This is a genomic window from Collimonas sp. OK412, from assembly GCF_900112135.1.
GTDB classification, from domain to species: Bacteria; Pseudomonadota; Gammaproteobacteria; order Burkholderiales; family Burkholderiaceae_D; genus Collimonas; species Collimonas rhizosphaerae.
Genome location: NZ_FOLC01000004.1, coordinates 251693 through 268911, shown reverse-complemented (window position 1 = coordinate 268911; position 17219 = coordinate 251693). Strand labels below are relative to the sequence as shown.

The following is a 17219-nucleotide window of genomic DNA, read 5'->3' as shown; positions in this document are numbered from 1 at the left end:
ATTGTATTCCTCGGATTTGTTGTCGTCTCTATAATTTCATTGTCACGCATGCCACGGCTGGAAATCACCCGATTTGTGTGGCTAAAATGGCTCTTTCCCGGGCAGAGCCAATGCGCCTGATGACTCACCCAGCCGGGCCCCTACTGTGTAGCGCAACTGAAACTCGCCGCCAGGTTGACATCGCCCGCGCCGTTGTACCTGGGCCACGCGGGAAACTCGCACAGGGGCCGGCTGCGGCCCGGGATGCCGGCCGTATCCGCGACCACCTGCGATACCGGCGCGCTGCCCTGCTCCACCCAGTTTTCCAGCGCCGTCAGCGAATCCCATGCGGCATTGAAGACGGTCGACAACGAATGGCCGTAACCGGGGATTTCGTAGTAGCGGACAAAGCTGTCCACCGCGGCGCTGCCCATGGCCGATTGCAGGCGCCGGAAATAATCTTCGCTGGAACGGGTGCTGACCAGCGCATCCGACATGCCATGCGCCATCAGGATTTTTCCACCCTTGGCCTGGAATGCCGACAAATCCGTCTTGTTGATGTCCTGCATGAGCGTGAGCTGATCGATGCGCGCCTGCCATGGCCCCGCATTCTGGGGATCGAGCGACAAGGAATCAAATGCCGGATTGCGCGTGATGAAATACTTTACCCACTGATCCCAGAACGTCGCCCAGTATGGCGCATCGGACGGCATCGGCTGCGCCGGCTGGCTATCGCCCATGGCCAGCAGCCTTACCGTTTTCTGCGCCGCCGAATCGCCGGGCAGGCCGAGATCGGCGCCCCACACATTGAAGCCGGGATACTGGGTTTCTCCGCTGCCGAGAGGCTGACTGAACGAGATCGCCGTGCTGTAGGTTTTCAACGCAGCGATCTGCGCATCGGACAGGCAGCTGTCGCCGCTATCCGCGCCGCCGGCACAACGCAGCGGCAGGCCATTCAGCATCGTACTGGCGGGATCGAAGAGGCTGTTGCATGCCTGGATATTGCTGATCAAGCCATCCTTGACGCCGTCCAGCGCATCGCAGCTGGCTATCGCCGCGTCGTATAGCGTCTTGCGTTTTGCCGGATTCAGGTAGGCGCCCGGCATGGCAAACGCGCGCGTGATGCGGCCGAACTGCAGGTCCAGGCTGGCCGCCGCCCAGGCCGGGTACAGCGCAATCACGCCATCCCAGTCTTGCGGCCAGCGCTGCGCCACTGCCAATGCTTCGCGGCCGCCGGTCGAACCGCCGGCGAAGTAGGATTTTTGCGGCGCGCCGGCGTAATACTGCCTGATCAGGTAGAGTGCCGCATCGCGTGTTTTCTTGAGCGCATCGCCGGCAAAATTCCGCAATGCCTCGTCGTTCTGCCCGAAGGTGCCGTCGCGGCTGCCCATCTGGTTGGCCTGGTGCCCGGAATCGCTGGCAAAGGTGGCGTAGCCGCGCGCCAGCGGCTTGGCCTTGTCTTGCGGGCCGGCGGGAACGTTGCCGCTGACATCGGGCACAGTGCCGTTATACCCGCCGCCGCCGAACATCAGCGCCTTGCGGTTCCAGGCGGTCGGCAAATCGAGCTGGAATTTGATTTTCGGCGCAGCAGGGTCGACTGGATTGATCTCGCCCTTCACCTGGCAGTACTCGCCTGTCGCCGCCACGCCGCTGCCGGCAGGCGGCACAGTGTGCGCATCGGTCACGACGGCGCCGCTGGTCGGCAAGCCGATGGCCTGCGCCGATATGGCCATGCCGTTCAACTGGCTGCAGCTGACCGGGGTGCCGAACTGCAGCTCGCCACCGCCGCATCCGCTGGACAGCAGCATCATCCCCAACAAAGCAGAACCAAGGACATTGGATGTCCTCAGGAATTTTCCTTGATCCATCATGAATGTTTCCTTTCATGTGTTTTGGCTGCAGATTATTTTTGCAATAACGAGGAAACAGTAACATTTAAAGATAGAATTTTCGACACGATTCTGAAATGCGCTTTTTCCGCTCCACTAATTAACCGGCCCGATAATGAAAACCTTCTTTCAACATCTGATCATGTTTAGCACATTGTCCTGTGCCGCCGCCGGTACAGCGCTGGCCGGCGAACGCATCGTTTTCAAAGGGACGCTGGGGGCAAATGCCGAAGTCGTGCTGGAGCTTGAAAAGAAATCCGACGGCTATGACGGCCGCTATTTCTACCTGCGCCATGGCGTCGACATTCCCCTGCATGGCTCCCTCGCATCACTCAATGAAGCACTGCCCAGATATGAACACGGCGAGCTCCTGGCAGGCGACGATAACCGTGGCCTGCCGATATACATCGATCCCGCCACGAAAAAACCGCGCAGCATTTGGCACGGAAAAATCGATGGCGATACATACCAAGGCAGCTGGAGCGACGCCAAAACAAAGAAGACCCTGGCGTTTGAATTGCACCAGGTCGGCCGCTATGATCCCCACGCCGTCAGGCCGGCCGGCGTGGAAGCCGTTACTGCCGCCATCACGCCTGGCATCGGCAGCGACATTGCGTATGGCACGGCGATCTCGCTCAAGAATGCTCCCTACGATTACCTGAAGATGCAATTCCCGCTGCAGCCTGGGCCCGAAATCATCCGCAAAAACGTCGGCTACAGAATGGTGACGGATCCGAGAACCAAGTTCGCCTATCCGCGGCTGACCCGCCATCCCAATCCAGAGATACTGGCGAGCATCAACCAGATCCTTGAGCAGCGCCATTGGCAGATGAGCCTGGCGGCGCTGGAATGCAAGGCAACGCTCTACACCATGGACGGGCCTGCTTCCGGGACCCTGGGAGACTATGACTCGGAGACAATCAAAGTTCGCTACCTGTCAGAAAAACTGATGAGCATCGTCGAAGCGGGAAGCACCTTTTGCGGGGGAGCGCATCCGAACAACCATTACGATCCGCTCACATTTGACCTGATCCACGGCGGTTACCTGGATTTCAACCGCCTGTTTCCAGTCCGGATAAGCAATAAGGACGGGTCCGATATTGCTCCTGTTCTTGCAGACTTCATCAGCAAGAAAGTGGAGTCAAAGAAGAGCCGCGACAAAGTGGATCCAGATGTCGATTGCACCGACGTGCTGCCGCAAAACCTGGATTTTGAATTTGACGAGCCGGACAAGATTTCCTTTGTCGTTTCCGGCATCGGCCACGCCATGGGTGTATGCCTGGGGCCTCAGCTTGTCATGCCGATACGCGCATTGCAGCCGATCCTCAAGCCGGGCGCAAAAGCCTATTTCTGACCCTGGCCGCCGGCGTGGCTCCGGTACATTTCCAACGTCAGCGCCTGGCCGACATGCGACAGCTGGGTTGCAGCCCCTTCCGCCGCGCCTTCAGCGGACTCGGCAACACGCGCGAACATCAGCGCTTCATATTCAGCCACGGCCTCCGCCCAGTCGGCGCGCTCGATCAGCAAGCGCGCCAGTTCGGCGGCATCGAACATGGCGTTGTTTACCCCGTCGCCGCCAAAAGGCGACATGACATGCGCCGCATCGCCAAGCAGCGTGAGGCCGCGCCGGTTCTGCCAGCAATGCCCCACCGGCAGCGCGCAGATCAGGCGGATGGCGAAGTTGTCGTTGCTGGCCCGGAACAGGTCGAGGATCTCGGGAGCGAAGCCGTCGAATTCCTTGATCAACTCTGCACGCATGGAAGCGGGCGCAGCAAGGTCAAACCGCCGCGCCGCCCAGTCTGCCGGCACGCGGAAGATGGCATAAGCGCGGATGTGCGCATTGCCGTTGCGCTGCGCGATGATTTCCTTGCCGTCGGCTTCAACGCCCATCTTGCCGCGCCCCACCAGCTGCGATAGCGCGGGATGGCTGCGGTCGACGTCGTCGATGCCGCATTCGATGAAGGTAAGGCCGCTGTATTGCGGCCGGTATGGCGACAGCAGCGGCCGTATCCGTGACCACGCGCCATCGGCGCCGACCACCAGGTCGAACGGCCCCTCGCTGCCGTGCTCGAAAACCAGGTCCCAACGCCCGTCGTCCCGCGCCTGCACCTCGCGCATGGCGCAACCCCAGCGCACACACGCGGCGGGTAAAGCCTGCAGCAGCATGGCGCGCAACTCCGTGCGGTCCACTTCGGGACGGTTGCCGCCGGCCGTGTCCGGGTCTTCGAACAGCAGGTTACCGGCCTTGTCCAGCAAGCGCGAGCCTTGGTCTTCGTAGCGCGCAATGGCCTGGAACTCTTCGATGAGACCTGCCTGCCTGAGCGCCTGCAAGCCAGATTCCTCATGCAGGTCCAGCGTGCCGCCCTGCGGACGTTCCAGCGGATGGGATTCCTGCTCGAACACCGTCGCGGCGATGCCGTGCAGATGGAGGATACGGGCAAGGGTCAGGCCACCCGGGCCTGCGCCGACCATGGCGATGCGTAATTGTATATTCACAGGATGGATTGAATCAGTTATGATAGGCACCTATATATAAACATAGCTACCTATTTAATGTCAACATGACGAAAACTGATCTGTCGAACAACCCCATGAGACTTATCGGCCAGGCCTACCGCACTTCCATGCGGCTGGTCGACAGCCCGCTGCGCGCGCTGGGGTTCGCCATGGGGCAGCTGCCGGTGCTGGTAGCGCTCAAGAAAAGCGGCGCCCTTTCGCAGGCCGAGTTGGCGCGCCTGGCGCAGGTAGAACAGCCCAGCATGGCGCAACTGCTGAATCGCATGGAACGCGACGGGCTGGTGCAGCGGGCTCCCAATCCTGAGGACAAACGCAGCCAGCTGGTTTCGCTGACTGCCGGCGCCTCTGAGCGCATGCCGAAGGGGAAAGCCGTCATGGACGCAGCCAGCCGGCAAGCCCTGGCGGGTTTTACCAAAGAGGAGCGGGATCAGTTGATGGCGCTGCTGCTGCGGGTGAATGCCAATCTTGATCGTGCGGTTGGCGAGGCAGAGAGTTGAGACGAAGTCCGAAACTGTTTTACATTCTCCATATCCCGACGACTATTGCCGCATCTCAACACTCGTCAGGGGCACCGCGTATTTTCCGGAGCACAAGCAATCATTCCGTTAGCCTCGCCCCAGATCGGGCAGCCTCTGGAAGCATCCAGATCCGTTCGAAATGACGGCTGGCTAAATCGACGAGAAAACCTACAATGGAAATTGACCTTCGAGGACGGTAATCAAAAACTTCGGCAGTCAAATAATTAAAATCTCTAAGGAGGCAATCATGCGGATGCTTTTGAATGTCAAACTTCCTAACACCGAGTTCAACGCGGCCGTAAGGGACGGCTCTGTCAGCAGTAAAATGGGCGAGATCCTGGAGGAAATAAAACCGGAAGCGGCTTACTTCACCGAACAGGGTGGACAACGATCGGCCCTCTTGATCGTCGACATCGACGACCCGGCGAAAATTCCCATGCTTGCAGAACCATGGTTCCTGACCTTTAACGCCAATGTGGAATTAAAAGTGATCATGACGCCGGAGGACTTGAAAAGAGCCGGGCTTGAGGAGCTGGGCAGGAAATGGTCGATGTAGGTTCAGAGGAAATTCTGATGCTGGATGGCAAATCGCGGAGCAAAAAAAACCCCTCATTTCTGAGGGCCTTTTAAATTCTGATCTCAGTGATCCGTCGACGCCGAAACGCTTTCCCACGACTTCATTTCATCTGACATGGCTGCAATTTTATTTTTCACCAATGCCACCGCATCGCTGCCGAGCAATAAATGCATCGGTGCGTCAGGCGCGTTGGCAATCTTCAGCAATATTTCCGCAGCCTTGGCCGGATCGCCAAGCTGATTGCCGCTTTTTTCTTGCCGCGCGCCACGAATAGGGTCAAACAAGGCATCGTAATCCTGGATATGGCGCGGCGAACGAACCATTGAACGGCCCGCCCAATCGGTGCGGAAGGAGCCTGGTGCGACCGCGGTTACTTTCACGCCGAAGCCTGCGACTTCTTTTGCCAATGTTTCCGAGATGCCTTCCAGCGCAAACTTGCTGCCGCAATAGTAGGCGATGCCCGGCATGGTAATGAAGCCCCCCATCGACGTGATGTTGATGATGTGACCGCTCCGGCGCTCTCGCATGGACGGCAACACGGCTTTGATCATGGCAACCGCGCCAAACACGTTGACGTCGAACTGACGGCGCATTTCTTCCAATGGCGACTCTTCGAGCGTTCCTTCATGTCCGTAACCGGCGTTGTTGACCAGGACGTCGATCGGCCCGATTTTTTCCGTCATTTCTGCGACTTTGGCGTCGATTGCAGAAAAATCGGTCACATCGAGCACGACCGCAATCGCGCGACCGATAGCCAAATCCTCGAAATCTTTTTTTGCCGATTCATTTCTGACTGTTCCCATTACGGTATGGCCAGCGGCCAGTGCTGCCAAGGCAAATGCCCGGCCGAACCCTGAACTGACACCAGTAATCAGAAACTTCATTTCAGCTGGTTTTCCCATGGATTTAATCCTTTACGGTTTATTTGCGAACACGCTGACGGCGCGAATCAATCAATCAGCCAAGTCACTCAGGCTTGACGTAATCTTATGAGCGAACGCAAAATATCTAAATGCCGGTTTACATGCGGTTCTTGCCTAAACCTATTAGCCCGGGCGCTTTAACCTTAAGCCTTTGATCAATCCACAGCAGGTGACCGTGTTGACGAACAACAGCAAACAGCAGCACCAGCGCATGGTAAGCCTGCTGACAAGACTCGCGCCAAACGAGGGATATAACCTCTCGTATCTGCGAGACGTGAGGTTTCTTCGCTCCAACCACCCGCTGAGCGTGACGCCGGTTCTCTATGAACCGGGAATTGTGGTCGTATGCCAGGGGAGAAAAAGGGGATTTTTAGGCGATCAAACCTACGTCTACGATGCGCAGCACTACCTGGCCGTATCGGTGCCGGTGCCGTTCACGATGGAAACCGACGCAAGTGAAAAAGAGCCGCTATTGGCAATTTATTTCCGGCTCGATTTCAAGATGCTCGCCGACCTGTTATTGCAGATGGAAGTTGCTGAGCCAGGCGATGCAATTCCTCAAGGCATGTTCGCCACCGCAATGGACGAGAAAATGTCGGCGTCGGTCCTGCGATTCCTGGAAGCCATGGACGAACCCATGGAAGCAAAGATCCTCGGCCCGGCACTGGTGAAAGAAATCTATCTGCGCGTATTGACTGGGGACCAGGGAGCGTCAATGCGCGCAGCCCTCGTGAATGAGGGACAATTCGGCAAAATCGCGAAAGCGATCAAAAAGATCCACGCGTCATATAACGAGAAACTCGACGTCGATCAACTTGCCAAGGAAGCCGGCATGAGCGCGCCGTCGTTTCATTCCCATTTCAAGAACGTCACCGCGACTTCACCGATGCAATACCTGAAGTCGACACGCCTGCACCAGGCGCGGCTCTTGATGGCGCGAAATGGCCTGACTGCTGCCAGCGCCTGCGTCGAAGTGGGTTATGAAAGCGCCTCGCAATTCAGCCGCGAGTTCAAACGCCTGTTCGGCAGGACGCCGATTGAGGAAGTAGCGAGAATGCAGCAGGCGTTCGCCTTGCCTGAGGCCGATCCTGCTTCGATTTATGTGTCATCGCATTAATCGCTAAGCCTTCAAGGGCCCCTTTCTCTTATGCTAACATCCGTGGAAGATCAGCGCCCGCCTCAAATTGAGCATCAACCCCAGCATAATTTCCAGAATGGATAATAAATGATAGTTGACAGCCGGCAAATTATTGATGCCCTTCCCATATTTACAGTTTCTTCAGCCGGTGAGATCGATACCGTCGCGGCGCTGGTATTGCAAGCGGCAAACCAGACCGTTCCCTTTTTGGCGCGCCTTCTCAGCGACCTTGGGCACACGGAGCTGCGGGCGATACCTGCGCAAGAGTTCGCATCAACCCCCGATGCCCAGGCAGCAGCAGCAGCGCTTAAAATCCTGTTCGACCAATATGGCAGCGACAAGGCGCAACCACACAACTATCACCACCTGTATGGCGCGATACTGAGCAATCCCGCAGCAGTCGCCAATGTGCTTGAAGTCGGCCTGGGCACCAATAACGAGGACGTGGTGTCGAACATGGGGAGTGCGGGACGCCCGGGTGCATCGCTGCGTGCGTTTCGGGATTTCCTGCCGAATGCGCGGATTTTCGGCGCCGATATCGATAAACGCATCTTGTTCCGCGAGGAACGGATCGAGACCTTCTTTATCGACCAGACTGACCTGGACACAATCAGCGCGCTCGGCAAAGAATTGCAGATGGAGTTCGACTTGATCATCGATGACGGCCTCCATTCGCCAAACGCGAACCTGGCCACGATGATTTTCGGACTGCCGAAACTAAAACGCGGCGGTTACCTGATCGTGGAAGACATACATCCTGCGCACCTCCCTGTGTGGCAAGTAGTTGCGGCGTCTTTGCCCGCTCGCTTCAAGCCATTCCTCTTCGTTACCAACTGCGCTTACGTTTTTGCGGTGAAGTACCTCGGATAGCGGCCTGGCCGGATGGCCTCGCCGCATTTGGCGCCAGGCGTTTTTGACCGCGAAGAATGTCAGCGTGTCCGCATACGCTCACTGGCAAGGAGGCTATCGGAAGTTTAAAAGCTCGCGTTGGTTACGCGAGCTTTTTGCTTTTCAGTACCGGCGAGTGCCTGACTGCAGCGCTGCCGGCGGCGGCCGGTCGCTACCGCAGAGCGGCGCCACCTTGCACCAGATACTGACTCAGGAGGCGAGCAAATTGTCCACCGTCAGTGTTGATCGTGGTCTGGAAGGTGCCTCCTGAACTGAAGACGATGGCGAAGGTGTGGATGTCGCCATATTCCTGCGTGTTGCGCAGCATGTAGTCGACGCGGTTGTCGCGATAGTGCTGATTGGTACCGCCTGGCGTAGAGGACGGTACGCCCATCGGCGTCTGCCACCACAGGATCGGGAGTCCATTGCTCAGCGCAGTGCGATAGTCCGAGATCGCGCTCTGCGATTGGTGGAAATTCGGTGTAGCGATATTGTTTTCGTCCCAATAGAACGACCCGGTTCGTCCTGCGCATTCCGCTGGAGGCGATGCGACTTCCATGCAGCCGGCGTCTCGATCGCTCGTCTGGGCAACGATGAAATCCGCCTGATGTGCTCCAACCGCTTTCATTTCGGCGCCAATCTCAGCCGGGGAGCCAGACCAGAACGAGGGCGGGAATCCGAGCAACGCATTAGGTGCGATCTTCCTGCCCATCTGCACCAGGCACTGGCCGATGCCGGCGGCGGTATTCGGCAATCCGCTACATTCGGCCTGGCTGCTGACGACGGCTGGTATCTGGGCCGGATCATGCCCCGGCGCCTGCGCCCATACGAAACCCCAGAAATCCGGCTCCAGATTGATCAGAACGGGCGCATTAAGCGCGGCAATGCGTTGATACATTAGCCGGGCCTGTGCCCAGTAGTTGTTCATGAACGTCGCATCGTTGATTCCGCTCAAGTTGCCGCCGCCGTTCTGGGCCATCTGATAAAACGTAAACATCGGGGTCGCGCCGTAGGCTTGGACAGCTTGCGCGGTATAGGTGATGTAGGCGCCGTCTGGACTGTTCCAGGTAGGCCACGCGCCCGCACCGACGCCCACCAGGTAGGTATCGACGATATCCGGATGAATGCTCTGGCTTTGCATTTGCGCCAATGAATTGCCCGCGCCGAGTCCGACCAGCACTCGAGAAGGCTTGCCGAGCTTGGCCACTAAAGTGGCAGTCGCTGCGGCATTTGAAGTGCCTCCTGACGTGCTGCCACCCGTGCCTCCTGACGTGCTGCCACCCGTGCCTCCTGACGTGCTGCCACCCGTGCTTCCTGACGTGCTGCCGCCAGTGCTTCCTGACGTGTTGCCGCCAGTGCTTCCTGACGTGTTGCCGCCTTGAGCGCTATCGGTTCCGCCACCGCAACCGAAAAGGAGGAATGCGAGCAGCAGTGCCGCAGCATGTCGAAGCGAAAATCTAATCATCTGAAACTCCGTGAAATTGAAGGAAAACCAATCGCAGCACGCGCCGCTTAAGTTGATACTCGAGATCTGTCAGCGATCCCGATCAAGCTTCGACATGAGACGCATCGCGATGCCGCAGCCGATAAAACAGCTTTACCCAAGGCTTCGCCGCCGGCATTTGTGGCTAAAAACGTGTCGCCGTATTGCTTGGCATGATCGCCATCAACGTCCACGCACGCTGCAGGAACCATGCCTGCTTTTACGGCAAAGCCAGATACCCCGCTTAGCCCGGAAAGTGACGTAAAGTGCCCCTCCATGTTCTGAACAGTTATAGAAAATGTACATGCTCCCCCGCCGATCTTTGAGGATGACGCTTTATCACGGACAACGGGAAAACAGCAGCAGCTTCATTTGTCTTTGACCTCACCCGCGCTACCTGCCGGCATGGAAAATTCGGCAGATAACGTCGGTGTGGAAATCAGATCATTTAATCCTGCCCGCTCTACCGCAGAAATCATTGCTTGATAACCTTCTCTACTGTCCCGGTACTGCAATACAACTGAAAAACCCATATCCGTTGGATCGTTCGACGCAAGGACGATAGCTTCGGCTCCAGCCGCACAGAGTCGCGAGGCAATTCTCTGCGCGCGTTGCTCGAACGCAAATACAGCACCTACATATCGGCGCCTGCCGACCGGCTCTTCCAGGCTGCAAGTGGATTTTGCAAACGTAGCCGGTGTCCCCGCCGATTCTGATGTCACAATTTCCGGGGTATGTCGAATCGCGGCCTGATCGCTTGCTGCACTTGAATTTGTCGTCTCTATTTGATATTCATTGCCATCAAGGTGTATCAATTTCAGTCCTCGCTCCCGAAGTGATTTTTGGAACTGGAAAAAAATCTCATCTGGTGAAAGCGGATCGGTTGAAGCAAGATTGATTACTCCTCGCACTTCTGGAGCTAAACGAATCGAACGGCCTGAATATTGACTGACTAGACGTGCTGCATCAGACAATCCAAAATCTCGCCAGATAACATAAAACCGATCGTCACAACGCACCGCAGTTGTATGCGAAAACAATAGAAGCCCGAACAAACACGCGGCGAACTTTTTAATTCTTGATATCTGAAACATATTCCCTAACAATCGTCGCGGTTTTCCTACAAGCATTTTCTGCAGGAAAAATTCCAATAGGTAGTTGACTGCCGCCAGGTATTGGCAAGAAACCTGACGACAGTCGGAACCTCACATCAAAGCCGCGATCTGTGCTGCGGTCAAATTCAGCTTGCACGTGCAGCAAACCAGGATGAACAAATGTATTGTTTGTGGAAGGAGTTGCCGTTTCCGGTGGCGTGGTTTCTGGCGGTCTTGATGCTGGTGTTGATGTTGGCGCCGGAGTGACAGCAGCGGCTGGCGAACCAACACGGGTGCTCACGGACGCCATATCGCCACTGCCACAGCCGGCCAGGAACAAAGCGCCAAGGCTGGACCTGAAATTGCGACGCGTCATGGCATTGGCATGCCACTCATCGTTAATGGTGTCGCTTGTATCAAGAAGTGTTAGTGGAAATTTGCCGCTGTCATCGATCCCTGGCTTATTCACGCTCTGACCTTTTCATATATCTTGGAAATCACATTGGAAATTGAATGTCTATCTGGCCGCGATATGCAATCTGCTGAAGTTTCTCGGCTCGTTTTCTGTCATATCCAGGCGACTATGCGGGTACGCCAAACCAGATTTTCGGTTTTGATTTCAATGAGGTCGAAATATTGTTCGACACGACACTCCGTCATGCGATCCTTTTTTTGCAAATACTGTGCCAATGACGAATAGCTCATTCAAAGATAGAAATTGGTGTTAGCGCTACCAAAATTTGTCAGCATTTTCAGTTTTTGGTCAAAATTTGTTCGCCCAGCATTGGCCGCTAAGCCTCATGAAATACCACTTGGTGAGTTTTTTGAGAATCGGATATATAAACCCGATAACCGATTTCCTATCCGCGATATCCACTTCGATATTGTTTTTTTTGATCACTTATCCAATGAACGCGAGCATATTGCGCAGCTTATTTACGCGTGCACGAGATAGCGCCATCAAAGCCTATCCCGAACTTGCAAACGGCATAAAAGGAATTCCAATTCCGTGATTTGCGGGCGAAAGCAGGGACCGACAAGGAGGAAATTGACGGCATTTCTGCCGCACAGGACCAGCAAGGCCACGCAACCGCGACAATGACTGAACACTATGTTCGACACTGCAGGGGCAAGCTAGTCAAACCTACAAAATGACTTTTTGCGGAACAAAAGAAAAAGGCCCACCGAACGGTGGGCCTTTTAGATATTGGTGCTGGCTGCAGGACTTGAACCCGCCACCCCCTGATTACAAGTCAGGTGCTCTACCAGATGAGCTAAGCCAGCTAAACTGCGAAGTCCGCAATTATACCTATTTAATTCGAGTTAGGGTAGGCCTTCCGCCTTTTTTTGGCGGTTCCGGATCTTTTTCCGGATCCGTCCCTGGCGAATTCTGTTTTGTGTCGCTGGTTGACGACGGCACCGAGCTCAGGATCGGCGTTACCGAGGCTGACGGCTCAGGATTAGCCTCCTGCTCGGAGGCGGCTTCGGTGTCCGTTTCAGCGGCCGGAGCCGATGGTTCGAACGCCATGCCCTGGCCGTTTTCGCGCGCATAGATTGCGATCACGTTATCCACCGGCACCGAGATTTCCCGCGAAACGCCGCCGAAACGGGCGCTGAAATTGACGAACTCGTTGTCCATCTTCAGGCCGCTGGTGGCTTCGAAACTGATGTTCAATACAATCTCGCCGTTCTTGACGAACTGCATCGGCACGCGCGTGTGCGCGTCTACCCTGGCCGCCAGATACGGGGTGTAGCCATTGTCGGTGCACCATTCATAAATGGCGCGCAACAAATACGGTTTGGTAGAAGTTTCTGACATGGGAAGCAACGGTACAAAATTAGGCATGGGCCGGCGTGCGCCGCCGCAGCGGCAGCGCACGCCGGTAATCTACACGATCTTAACGACGCATGACTTTTTCGGATGGCGTCAGCGCTTCGATGTAGGCCGGGCGCGAGAAGATACGCTCAGCATACTTCATCAGCGGCGCAGCCGTCTTCGACAGTTCGATGCCGTAATGATCCAGGCGCCACAACAGCGGCGCGATGGCTACGTCCAGCATCGAGAACTCGTCGCCCAGCATGTATTTGTTCTTCAGGAACAAAGGCGCCAGCGTGGTCAGGCGGTCGCGGATTTCCGAGCGCGCCTTTTCGTGGCTCTTTTCTGCCGCTTTGGATTTCTCGTTCTCCAGCGTGTGCACGTGGATGAACAGTTCTTTCTCAAAGTTGAACAGCATCAGCCGCGCACGGGCGCGCATCAGCGGATCGGCCGGCATCAGCTGCGGATGCGGGAAACGTTCGTCGATGTACTCGTTGATGATATTGGATTCGTACAGGATCAGGTCGCGTTCGACCAGGATCGGCACTTGACCATACGGATTCATGGTCGAAATGTCTTCCGGCTTGTTGAACAAGTCGACATCGCGAATTTCAAAGTCCATGCCCTTCTCGAACAGAACGAGACGGCAGCGTTGTGAAAATGGGCAGGTTGTACCCGAATAGAGAACCATCATTTTTATAGTTCCTTAGAAACAAAAGGGTGAGACCCGATACGGCTCACCCCAAAACGCATACCCGCAAAATCGCGGGCATGAAAACTACTTGACGTCTTTCCAGTATGACGCGTTGAGACGCCATGCCAGAACGAAGAACATGCCGAGGAACAGCAGGACCCAGACGCCAAGGCGCTTGCGGGTGTTCTGAGCAGGCTCGCCCATCCATGCAAGATAGGACACCAGGTCGGCTACTGCAACATCGTATTCGACCTTGTTCATCTTGCCCGGCTTGACTTGCTCGAAACCGACAAACTTGTGTTCGGTCTTGCCCTCTTCGTGCGGATCTTTCACGTCTTCGTATTTGGCAGTACGAATTCCTTCCAGTTCCCACAGAACGTGCGGCATGCCGACGTTAGGGAAGACCATGTTGTTCCAGCCCGTTGGGCGGCTGTCATCCTTGTAGAAAGTACGCAGATAAGTGTACAGCCAGTCCGGGCCGCTGCCGGCGCCGGACGCCTTGGCGCGGGCGATCACCGACAGGTCCGGAGGCGCGGCGCCGAACCATGCCTTGCTGTCTTTCGGCGACATGGCAATCGTCATCAAGTCGCCGACTTTATCGCCGGTGAACAGCAGGTTGTTCTTGATCTGCTCGTCGCTCAGGCCGATATCGTGCAAGCGGTTGTAGCGCATCGACGATGCCGAGTGGCAGTTCAGGCAATAGTTGACGAACAGCTTGGCGCCGTTTTGCAGCGCGGACAGGTTGTTGCTCTGTTCCGGTGCGGTATCCAGCGGATAACCGCCTTCTTCGCTGGCAAAAGCCAGCGCCGGAAGCAGTACCAGGGTCGCCAGTAATTTTTTTAGCAATGCGTTTTTTAGCAATGTCATGTTCTTATCCTCTGGCTTAGTGCGGGTGATAGACAACACGGTCCGGCACTGGCTTGAATGTACCTGCGGCGCTCCACCATGGCATCAGCAGGAAGAAGCCGAAGTAGATAAAAGTGCAGACCTTGGACACCAGGCCGCCGATCGCTGAAGGCGGCTGCACGCCGAGGTACCCGAGCACCACGAAGGTGATCGCGAACAGGATGTAGATGTACTTGTGCCAGCTCGGACGGTAGCGGATCGACTTCACCTTGGAATGATCCAGCCAAGGCAGGCCGGCCAGGATGACGACCGAGACACCCATCAGCACCACGCCGAAGAACTTGGCGTCGAACACGAACATGGCGCCGATGATGGCCAGGCCGATGACGGAAGCGGCGATCTTGAGCATGCTGCTCAGGCTCGACTTCAGCCACAGCAGGGCGACAAAGGCGGCGACGCCGACTTGCAGGTAGACGATGAAGTCAGAAGTGACTGCGCGCAGGATCGAGTAGTAAGGCGTGAAATACCAGACCGGTGCGATATGCGGCGGCGTCTTCAGCGAATCGGCCGGGACGAAGTTGTTGTACTCGAGGAAGTAGCCGCCCATTTCAGGACCAAAGAACACCACGGTGCTGAACACGATCAGGAATACGGCAACCGCCATCACGTCGTGCACCGAGTAGTAAGGGTGGAACGGCACGCCGTCCAGCGGCACGCCTTTGGCGTCCAGCTTTTCCTTGATCTCGACACCGTCGGGATTGTTCGAGCCCACTTCATGCAGGGCGATAATATGCGCAACCACCAGGCCGATCAGGACCAGCGGGATCGCGATCACGTGGAACGAGAAGAAGCGGTTCAGGGTAGCGTCGGAGACCACGTAGTCGCCGCGGATCCACAGCGACAGGTCAGGGCCGATGAAAGGAATCGCACCGAACAGGTTGACGATAACCTGCGCGCCCCAGTAAGACATCTGGCCCCATGGCAGCAGGTAGCCCATGAACGCTTCGCCCATCAGGCACAGGAAAATGCCGACGCCGAACAGCCACACCAGCTCGCGCGGTTTGCGGTAGGAGCCGTACAGCAGGCCGCGCACCATGTGCAGGTAGACCACGATGAAGAAAGCCGAGGCGCCGGTCGAGTGCATGTAGCGCACCAGCCAGCCCCATGGCACGTCGCGCATGATGTATTCGACGGAAGCAAACGCCAGGGCGGCATCCGGCTTGTAATGCATGACCAGGAAGATCCCGGTGACGATCTGGATCACCAGCACCAGCAGCGCCAGCGAACCGAAGGCGTACCAGAAATTGAAGTTCTTTGGCGCGTAGTACTCGGACAGATGGGCTTTCCAGGTCGACGTGACGGGGAAACGCGCATCAACCCAGTTCAGCGCCTTGTCGGCGATGGGAGCATCGGCCGGCAGCTGTTTTTCGTGGAATGCCATGATTAAGCCTCACCTTTCTCGTCTTTACCAATGACGATCTTGGTATCGGACAGGTACATGTAGCGTGGCACGTCGAGGTTGTTTGGCGCCGGCTTGTTCTTGAAAACACGGCCGGCCAGGTCGAAGGTCGAACCGTGGCAGGGGCAAAGGAAGCCGCCTTGCCAGTCGTCCGGCAGCGAAGGCTGGGCGCCAGGGGCGAATTTCGAGGATGGCGAACAGCCGAGGTGCGGGCAGATCCCGACCAGCACCAGGGTTTCTTCGTGGCCGGCCCGGCCGCGGTTGTTCGACTTGTTCTTGCAGTAGTCGGGCAAGTCCATGGTGTAGGGCTTGAGCGACTCGGGGTCGGCGACTTCGGAGGCGGTATGTTCCAGCCCCTTCATCTGTTCCGGGGTGCGTTTCATGATCCAGACGGGCTTGCCGCGCCATTCGAACACTTGCATCTCGCCGGGTTTAATGCCGGAAATATCCACTTCCACCGGTGCACCCGCGGCTTTTGCGCGTTCGGATGGCTGGAAAGTGGAGACAAAGGCCCCCGCCGTCGCCAAACCGGCCACACCGCCTGCCGCGCATGTAGCCACGAGCAATCCACGTCGACCGGAGTCGACCTGCTTTTCGATACTCATACCAACCCCAATCAGTCAAAATACGAAACTTGCACGGAACTTCTAGCAACCCTAGATTATATCGAAGCTAAGGACTGTTTTAAAGGAAATACATGCAGCCAGGTACAAAATCAGCTAAATCCATGGAAACTGCTGCCAAATCTGGCACAATTTCCTTCAGAAGCTCATTCTTGCACTGCAGCAAGCTTGTACAGGGTTGGAAAATAACAAGAATTGACAAATTTGTCCTTTTAATCCGGTCGCGATCGCAGTATCTTCCCGATGGTCAACATTAGTTATGGAGAGTCAGCACATGAGCATGATGCAAGAATTCAAGACCTTTGCACTCAAAGGCAACGTGATGGACCTGGCGGTCGGCGTGATCATCGGCGGCGCGTTCGGCAAGATCGTCGATTCCTTGGTGCAAGACATCATCATGCCGGTGGTCGGCAAGATTTTCGGCGGCCTTGATTTTGCCAACCACTACTTTCCGCTGAACGGCCAGAGTGCGGAACTGACGCTGGCGGAAGCGAAGAAAGCCGGCGCTGTGCTGGCCTACGGCAACTTCATCACCATTGCGCTGAATTTCGTCATCCTGGCTTTCGTGATTTTCCAGATGGTGCGCATCATCAACAAGCTGCGCGGCGAAGTGCCGCCGGCGCCCGCCGCCGATCCGGAAAACACCGTGCTGCTGCGCGAGATCCGCGACTCGCTGAAAAAATAACCGCCGCTTGCGCCGATCGCCGAAGCCCGCTGCCTGCAGCGGGCTTTTGTTTTTGGCGGACCGGAGATATGTGTTTTGCAGGTTGCGGCC

At 56.5% G+C, this 17219-nt stretch carries 17 protein-coding genes and 1 tRNA gene; 6 read left to right on the top strand and 12 right to left on the bottom strand.

Annotation, left to right across the window (positions count from 1 at the left end; genetic code table 11):
• Positions 1-140: 140 nt before the first annotated feature.
• The gene (locus BM062_RS06800) at positions 141-1850 is read right to left on the bottom strand and encodes a tannase/feruloyl esterase family alpha/beta hydrolase (protein WP_092394997.1); all 1710 of its coding nucleotides are present in this window, start codon (positions 1848-1850) and stop codon (positions 141-143) included.
• A 160-nt stretch (positions 1851-2010) separates the two neighbouring features.
• Between BM062_RS06800 and BM062_RS06795 the strand changes: the two genes are divergently transcribed.
• A complete protein-coding gene (locus BM062_RS06795) occupies positions 2011-3222 on the top strand; it encodes a hypothetical protein (RefSeq protein ID WP_092395112.1) in 1212 nt (403 codons plus the stop codon).
• Here BM062_RS06795 and BM062_RS06790 read toward each other — a convergent pair.
• Positions 3213-4364, bottom strand: a complete 1152-nt coding sequence (locus BM062_RS06790; RefSeq protein ID WP_175500910.1) for an FAD-dependent oxidoreductase — start codon at positions 4362-4364, stop codon at positions 3213-3215. The two genes, BM062_RS06795 and BM062_RS06790, sit on opposite strands and share 10 nt — an antisense overlap.
• A 65-nt stretch (positions 4365-4429) precedes the next feature.
• On the opposite strand from BM062_RS06790, the gene BM062_RS06785 reads away from it, so the two are divergent.
• Both BM062_RS06785 and BM062_RS06780 read left to right on the top strand, forming a co-directional pair.
• Positions 4430-4882, top strand: a complete 453-nt coding sequence (locus BM062_RS06785; protein ID WP_217647567.1) for a MarR family winged helix-turn-helix transcriptional regulator — start codon at positions 4430-4432, stop codon at positions 4880-4882.
• Between the two features lie 268 nt (positions 4883-5150).
• Positions 5151-5459: a panthothenate synthetase gene (locus tag BM062_RS06780; RefSeq protein ID WP_092394990.1), complete on the top strand. Its 309-nt coding sequence runs from the start codon at positions 5151-5153 to the stop codon at positions 5457-5459.
• Positions 5460-5542: 83 nt separating this feature from the next.
• Here BM062_RS06780 and BM062_RS06775 read toward each other — a convergent pair whose 3' ends face one another.
• Positions 5543-6382 carry an oxidoreductase gene (locus BM062_RS06775; RefSeq protein WP_092394987.1) on the bottom strand — a complete coding sequence of 280 codons (840 nt, stop codon included), beginning with the start codon at positions 6380-6382 and terminating at the stop codon, positions 5543-5545.
• Between the two features lie 232 nt (positions 6383-6614).
• On the opposite strand from BM062_RS06775, the gene BM062_RS06770 reads away from it, so the two are divergent.
• Together BM062_RS06770 and BM062_RS06765 are read left to right on the top strand one after the other, a co-directional pair.
• Positions 6615-7520: an AraC family transcriptional regulator gene (locus BM062_RS06770; protein WP_092395109.1), complete on the top strand. Its 906-nt coding sequence runs from the start codon at positions 6615-6617 to the stop codon at positions 7518-7520.
• A gap of 108 nt (positions 7521-7628) precedes the next feature.
• Entirely contained in the window at positions 7629-8411 is a 783-nt protein-coding gene (locus BM062_RS06765; RefSeq protein WP_092394984.1) for a class I SAM-dependent methyltransferase, read from the top strand.
• Positions 8412-8601: 190 nt separating this feature from the next.
• On the opposite strand, the gene BM062_RS06760 is transcribed toward BM062_RS06765, so the two are convergent.
• The 9 genes from BM062_RS06760 to petA form a co-directional block, all read right to left on the bottom strand.
• Positions 8602-9894 (bottom strand): hypothetical protein, encoded by a 1293-nt coding sequence (locus BM062_RS06760; protein WP_254784962.1) that lies wholly within the window; start codon positions 9892-9894, stop codon positions 8602-8604.
• 386 nt (positions 9895-10280) lie between these two features.
• Positions 10281-11006: a hypothetical protein gene (locus tag BM062_RS24965; protein WP_139220006.1), complete on the bottom strand. Its 726-nt coding sequence runs from the start codon at positions 11004-11006 to the stop codon at positions 10281-10283.
• Positions 10984-11475 carry a hypothetical protein gene (locus tag BM062_RS24960; RefSeq protein WP_139220005.1) on the bottom strand — a complete coding sequence of 164 codons (492 nt, stop codon included), beginning with the start codon at positions 11473-11475 and terminating at the stop codon, positions 10984-10986. Before BM062_RS24960 ends, BM062_RS24965 begins: the two co-directional genes overlap by 23 nt.
• A gap of 739 nt (positions 11476-12214) precedes the next feature.
• Positions 12215-12290 (bottom strand) — tRNA-Thr (locus BM062_RS06755).
• Positions 12291-12315: 25 nt separating this feature from the next.
• Positions 12316-12825: a ClpXP protease specificity-enhancing factor gene (locus BM062_RS06750; RefSeq protein ID WP_092394981.1), complete on the bottom strand. Its 510-nt coding sequence runs from the start codon at positions 12823-12825 to the stop codon at positions 12316-12318.
• 79 nt (positions 12826-12904) lie between these two features.
• Positions 12905-13516 carry a glutathione S-transferase N-terminal domain-containing protein gene (locus tag BM062_RS06745; RefSeq protein ID WP_092394978.1) on the bottom strand — a complete coding sequence of 204 codons (612 nt, stop codon included), beginning with the start codon at positions 13514-13516 and terminating at the stop codon, positions 12905-12907.
• A gap of 84 nt (positions 13517-13600) precedes the next feature.
• Positions 13601-14383 (bottom strand): cytochrome c1, encoded by a 783-nt coding sequence (locus tag BM062_RS06740; protein ID WP_092394975.1) that lies wholly within the window; start codon positions 14381-14383, stop codon positions 13601-13603.
• Positions 14384-14399: 16 nt separating this feature from the next.
• A complete protein-coding gene (locus tag BM062_RS06735; RefSeq protein WP_175500914.1) occupies positions 14400-15806 on the bottom strand; it encodes a cytochrome b in 1407 nt (468 codons plus the stop codon).
• On the bottom strand, positions 15806-16426 hold the full coding sequence (gene petA, locus BM062_RS06730) for a ubiquinol-cytochrome c reductase iron-sulfur subunit (protein ID WP_092394969.1): 621 nt from the start codon (positions 16424-16426) through the stop codon (positions 15806-15808). Before petA ends, BM062_RS06735 begins: the two co-directional genes overlap by 1 nt.
• Before the next feature lie 292 nt (positions 16427-16718).
• Between petA and mscL the strand changes: the two genes are divergently transcribed.
• Positions 16719-17129: a large conductance mechanosensitive channel protein MscL gene (gene mscL / locus BM062_RS06725; RefSeq protein WP_092394966.1), complete on the top strand. Its 411-nt coding sequence runs from the start codon at positions 16719-16721 to the stop codon at positions 17127-17129.
• The last annotated feature ends 90 nt before the right edge of the window (positions 17130-17219 follow it).

Bases quoted from the DNA above. Each gene is read 5' to 3' on its own strand.
- BM062_RS06800 (WP_092394997.1), bottom strand. From the start codon at position 1,850: ATGATGGATCAAGGAAAATTCCTGAGGACATCCAATGTCCTTGGTTCT.
- BM062_RS06795 (WP_092395112.1), top strand. From the start codon at position 2,011: ATGTTTAGCACATTGTCCTGTGCCGCCGCCGGTACAGCGCTGGCCGGC.
- BM062_RS06785 (WP_217647567.1), top strand. From the start codon at position 4,430: ATGACGAAAACTGATCTGTCGAACAACCCCATGAGACTTATCGGCCAG.
- BM062_RS06780 (WP_092394990.1), top strand. From the start codon at position 5,151: ATGCGGATGCTTTTGAATGTCAAACTTCCTAACACCGAGTTCAACGCG.
- BM062_RS06775 (WP_092394987.1), bottom strand. From the start codon at position 6,382: ATGGGAAAACCAGCTGAAATGAAGTTTCTGATTACTGGTGTCAGTTCA.
- BM062_RS06770 (WP_092395109.1), top strand. From the start codon at position 6,615: ATGGTAAGCCTGCTGACAAGACTCGCGCCAAACGAGGGATATAACCTC.
- BM062_RS06765 (WP_092394984.1), top strand. From the start codon at position 7,629: ATGATAGTTGACAGCCGGCAAATTATTGATGCCCTTCCCATATTTACA.
- BM062_RS06760 (WP_254784962.1), bottom strand. From the start codon at position 9,894: ATGATTAGATTTTCGCTTCGACATGCTGCGGCACTGCTGCTCGCATTC.
- BM062_RS24965 (WP_139220006.1), bottom strand. From the start codon at position 11,006: ATGTTTCAGATATCAAGAATTAAAAAGTTCGCCGCGTGTTTGTTCGGG.
- BM062_RS06750 (WP_092394981.1), bottom strand. From the start codon at position 12,825: ATGTCAGAAACTTCTACCAAACCGTATTTGTTGCGCGCCATTTATGAA.
- BM062_RS06745 (WP_092394978.1), bottom strand. From the start codon at position 13,516: ATGATGGTTCTCTATTCGGGTACAACCTGCCCATTTTCACAACGCTGC.
- BM062_RS06740 (WP_092394975.1), bottom strand. From the start codon at position 14,383: ATGACATTGCTAAAAAACGCATTGCTAAAAAAATTACTGGCGACCCTG.
- petA (WP_092394969.1), bottom strand. From the start codon at position 16,426: ATGAGTATCGAAAAGCAGGTCGACTCCGGTCGACGTGGATTGCTCGTG.
- mscL (WP_092394966.1), top strand. From the start codon at position 16,719: ATGAGCATGATGCAAGAATTCAAGACCTTTGCACTCAAAGGCAACGTG.